A 3,934-nucleotide genomic window follows, 5' to 3' on the forward strand; every position below is an offset into this window, starting at 1 on the left:
AAATCAATGAAGCTATCTCTCAATTAGAGACTATTACACAACAGAATGTAGAAATAGCTAATCATTCTAAAGATATAAGCACAGCAGTAGATAATGTAGTAGCACAAATACTAGCAGATGTGAATAAGAAGAAGTTTTAGATATTATTAATAATTTTGAGGTTAATGAAAACTTTGTATATTTAATCTAGTAGCTCATTGAGGATCGTATGCACAGAGATTCTAAAAGGTAATATGTAGCACAGATTCTACAAAATCCAATAGAATACTCTCTATCTACACTTTTTGAAGTTCGGAGAGGAAGTAAAATGATGTAAAGTCCCTCAAAAATAAGTGTTTCTTGAGGGACAGACAAGCTATATTGTGATTTTTAGCTTAAGCCATTCTTTCTAAAACCCTAGTAATATTTCTGCTAAACAGATTCAAATTTTCTTCATCAGATATTACTAGAGGGATTAGGATAAAATTATGCGTTTCACGCATTATTTCCCTAATCGTTGCAACCAATAGATTTAGGATTGAGACTCTCGACGGAATAGACTATTCCATAGGTTCTATCATCTTTAATTATTGCTCTATATTTGAATTGATGATATTTAATATCATCTATAATATCTTGAGAATCTCCATCATCCATATCAAATGCCACAAAGAAAGCGATACATTCACCCTTTATTAATTTATCTGATATAGTCGGTATATGAAGAATATTTATTTTCCCCTTACCCACCCTCTGCTTATTGCTAAGCATACCAACTATTTTATTTTTGGCTTATTTTATATTATTCACCTCCCACAAGTCGCCCAACCTTCTATCCCAATCTTGTGGGGTAAAAGTATCAGTTCCACCACAATGTGTAAAGGTAAGCTCACCGACAAAAATTTTGCCATTTGTATTATATAAATCTATATGCACAAAACTTGTTTTAAGTGCGCTTAATTCTTAGTCTAAAAAATACCCAGCCTATCACTATCCATACTACAAGGGCGATAAGTGATGGAGTTTTGAGGGCAGAGGGTGAAAAAGGCAAGAAGAGACTCGCCATAAAAAAGAAACTGATACATAACCCAATAAAGCCTAACATATCGATTCTTAAATCCTTTTTATACCGCAAAATAATCACCACGATATGCACATACAAAAATGCTATGATTATCCCTACGCACGACATATCTACAACATATAAGAATGCTTTCCTACCAAAAAAAGGCATAATAGATGCTATACAAGCAATAAAAATTATGCTCACAGAGGCTACACCATATTGATTTTTGGAAGCAAAAATATGAGGTAGGACATTGTGCAAGGACATTGCATATAATACTTTAGTTGTAGCGATAAAAAACCCATTTATACCACTTACTACCGCACCAAAAATAGCCACTATGAGTAAAAAATCACCGAGATTCCCAAAGTGATTATGCACACTTTGTCGTAAGATACTCGAATCAATAAGAGATATAGAATCTAGTCTGCCAGATTCTATACTTGCAGCTGCTACAAGCATAAGGGCTATATAAAATATACAACCAAACACGATGGATAATTGCATAAAGAGGCTAAAATGTGTTCTATTATATTTAATATCTTGAATAATTTGCACTCCGCAGTCAAAGCCCAAATAGAGCCACGGGGCAAGAGATAAGACAATTAAAATTGAGCTAAAATGTATCTCTTGGTGTGTAAAAAGATATTTTAGATTCTCTAAAGAAACACTCTCTAAGCCTACACCAAAAGCAAAATAACAAATACTTAGACTTAAAAAAAGTGTGAGGAAAAATTGAAAGATAAAAGCGAAATGTATCCCGCGTAAATTAATCAAACAAGCTAAAAATATCGCAACAAGAGAGATGATTATATCACTAAGGAATAGAGGAGTGTCAAAGATTTCATATAATGCTTGTGTATGGAGAAAATCAAGCCCAAAGGCATCGATTAATAGGCAAAGTGCCGTAGCATTTAGTGGGATAATGCAAAGATAGGCAAGGGCTAAAAACCACCCGCAAATAAAACCATGTTTCTTGCCTAGAATCTTGAGGGTGAAATAAAATTCACCGCCAACTTTTGGAAAACGTGAAAGCAAAACGCTATAATTACGCGAGATAAGGATAATCAACAAAGAACCAAGTGTTAAACCAATAAGCGAGTTTGCTACACCATTTTTGATAAAAACTTCGCCGGGTAAGACAAAAGCACCCCATCCGATGATGCACCCTAGACACAAAAACAAGACATTGATATTAGAGTAACGTTTTTTCATTGCATACCCTTGTATGATTTTGTGTCTCGTTTTTGCTCTCTTATAGATTCTATGGAGCTTTGGTGCGCCCACATATCCCCAAAATTTTTGTCCCATTCTTGTGGGGTAAATCTGGCTGTGCCACCATTTGGTGTGAAAGTGAGTTCGCCTACATAAACTCTATTTTGAATACTATACAAATCCACTCTCACATAGCTAAGAGGTGCGGCTAATGCTTTGGCGATTTGGAGCATAAGAGGGAGTTTTGTTGGTTTATTAGTCGGCTCTCCTCGCATATTGAGATAAGCAATCGGGAGAATCTCCCACTTCTCATCATAGAGTGTATTTTTGGTATGCGTGTGATTTGCGATTTGTATGAAGCCAATTTGTGTGTGAGGCAAGTTTGCCTTAGAATCTTGCATAGATTCTCTATAAGATTCTATCTTTTGAGAATCTATTTTGTCCTTGTGGTCTAAGTTCGTGGGATTTTTATTTATCGAATCTTGTGTATATAGAGAATCTCTTTGTGAATGAATATGTGTAAAGCTATGAAACCTATAATCTTGTAAATTCTCCCCCAACATCTCCTCCACAAAGATTCTAGGCTCTATATCTTTGTAATGATATTCTCTTGATATATGATAATAATTTGTCTCTAAGTGTTTGGTAAGCTTATTCTTTGCTTCATTAAAGACTTGTTGGTTATGTAAGAATTGCTCTTTATTCTCTACTATCACTACACCTCCGCAATCATGATTGGTCTTTATCACAAAAGATTGAGGAAGAAGAGTAAAGTCTATTTCTTCAAAGCTTTTATAGATTCCATAGAGTTGAGGGAGATAAGGACAAGAGTTTGTAGCAAAGAGTTCTTGGGTAAGAGAATCAATAGGAGCAAAGATGGGAGAATCTGTATTGAAAATATGATGAAAATCTCCATTCTCTTTTGGGGCATTTATTGTATTATCTTGTTCTATCCCCCCCCCCCCCCCATTAGAATGCGAGAATCTTGATGATTATCAATGTGTGTATGTTCTTGATTGTAGGCAAGACTCTTGAGTTGTTGTGCGATATAGATTCTTGCTTTGAGTTTATCAGCAAGGATTGTATAGATGGGGTTTCTATCATAGAGGATTCTATGAATAATCTTCTCATTGAAGGTTTGAGGATTGCTAAAATCAGGAGTGTAACCAAAGATAGCTCTGTGTCTTGTTGTAAAGTATTTTACATCATATTCAAAGCCACCTTTTTCTTTACGATAATACCTGTATTGCTTATATATTTCTGTATTTTTGATATAAGAAATTACTGATTTAAAAAGATTCATAGGAATTCCTTTATGATTTTAAGATTATCTATTTATGAATAGATTACAAGTCTAGCATAAAGTTTTGAAGTATTGTCTATATTTCAAAAAGTGTAGATAGAGAGTATTCTATTGGATTTTGTAGAATCTGTGCTACATATTACCTTTTAGAATCTCTGTGCATACGATCCTCAATGAGCTACTAGATTAAATATACAAAGTTTTCATTAACCTCAAAATTATTAATAATATCTAAAACTTCTTCTTATTCACATCTGCTAGTATTTGTGCTACTACATTATCTACTGCTGTGCTTATATCTTTAGAATGATTAGCTATTTCTACATTCTGTTGTGTAATAGTCTCTAATTGAGAGATAGCTTCATTGATTT

General features: G+C 34.0%; 5 protein-coding genes. All 5 read right to left on the reverse strand.

Going from position 1 to position 3,934, the window contains the following annotated elements; all coding sequences use genetic code 11:
* Window positions 1–489: 489 nt before the first annotated feature.
* The 5 genes from CQA53_RS10325 to CQA53_RS10345 are packed head-to-tail and all read right to left on the reverse strand — an operon-like array spanning window position 490 to window position 3,563.
* Entirely contained in the window at window positions 490–750 is a 261-nt protein-coding gene (locus CQA53_RS10325) for a hypothetical protein (RefSeq protein ID WP_115543885.1), read from the reverse strand.
* Window positions 751–771: 21 nt separating this feature from the next.
* Window positions 772–915 (reverse strand): ATP-grasp fold amidoligase family protein, encoded by a 144-nt coding sequence (locus tag CQA53_RS10330; protein ID WP_115543886.1) that lies wholly within the window; start codon window positions 913–915, stop codon window positions 772–774.
* Window positions 916–925: 10 nt separating this feature from the next.
* A complete protein-coding gene (locus CQA53_RS10335; RefSeq protein ID WP_181882438.1) occupies window positions 926–2,260 on the reverse strand; it encodes an APC family permease in 1,335 nt (444 codons plus the stop codon).
* On the reverse strand, window positions 2,257–3,195 hold the full coding sequence (locus CQA53_RS13395) for an ATP-grasp fold amidoligase family protein (RefSeq protein ID WP_407918853.1): 939 nt from the start codon (window positions 3,193–3,195) through the stop codon (window positions 2,257–2,259). The genes CQA53_RS10335 and CQA53_RS13395 overlap by 4 nt, the downstream gene beginning before the upstream one ends.
* Window positions 3,196–3,209: 14 nt before the next feature.
* The gene (locus tag CQA53_RS10345) at window positions 3,210–3,563 is read right to left on the reverse strand and encodes a hypothetical protein (RefSeq protein WP_115543889.1); all 354 of its coding nucleotides are present in this window, start codon (window positions 3,561–3,563) and stop codon (window positions 3,210–3,212) included.
* Between the last annotated feature and the right edge of the window lie 371 nt (window positions 3,564–3,934).

Origin of the sequence: Helicobacter didelphidarum (genome assembly GCF_003364195.1) — a bacterium.
Lineage (GTDB): Bacteria > Campylobacterota > Campylobacteria > Campylobacterales > Helicobacteraceae > Helicobacter_A > Helicobacter_A didelphidarum.

What these genes read in the sequence shown, in the direction of transcription:
- CQA53_RS10325 (WP_115543885.1), bottom strand. Translation starts at nt 750, where the DNA reads ATGCTTAGCAATAAGCAGAGGGTGGGTAAGGGGAAAATAAATATTCTT.
- CQA53_RS10335 (WP_181882438.1), bottom strand. Translation starts at nt 2,260, where the DNA reads ATGAAAAAACGTTACTCTAATATCAATGTCTTGTTTTTGTGTCTAGGG.
- CQA53_RS10345 (WP_115543889.1), bottom strand. Translation starts at nt 3,563, where the DNA reads ATGAATCTTTTTAAATCAGTAATTTCTTATATCAAAAATACAGAAATA.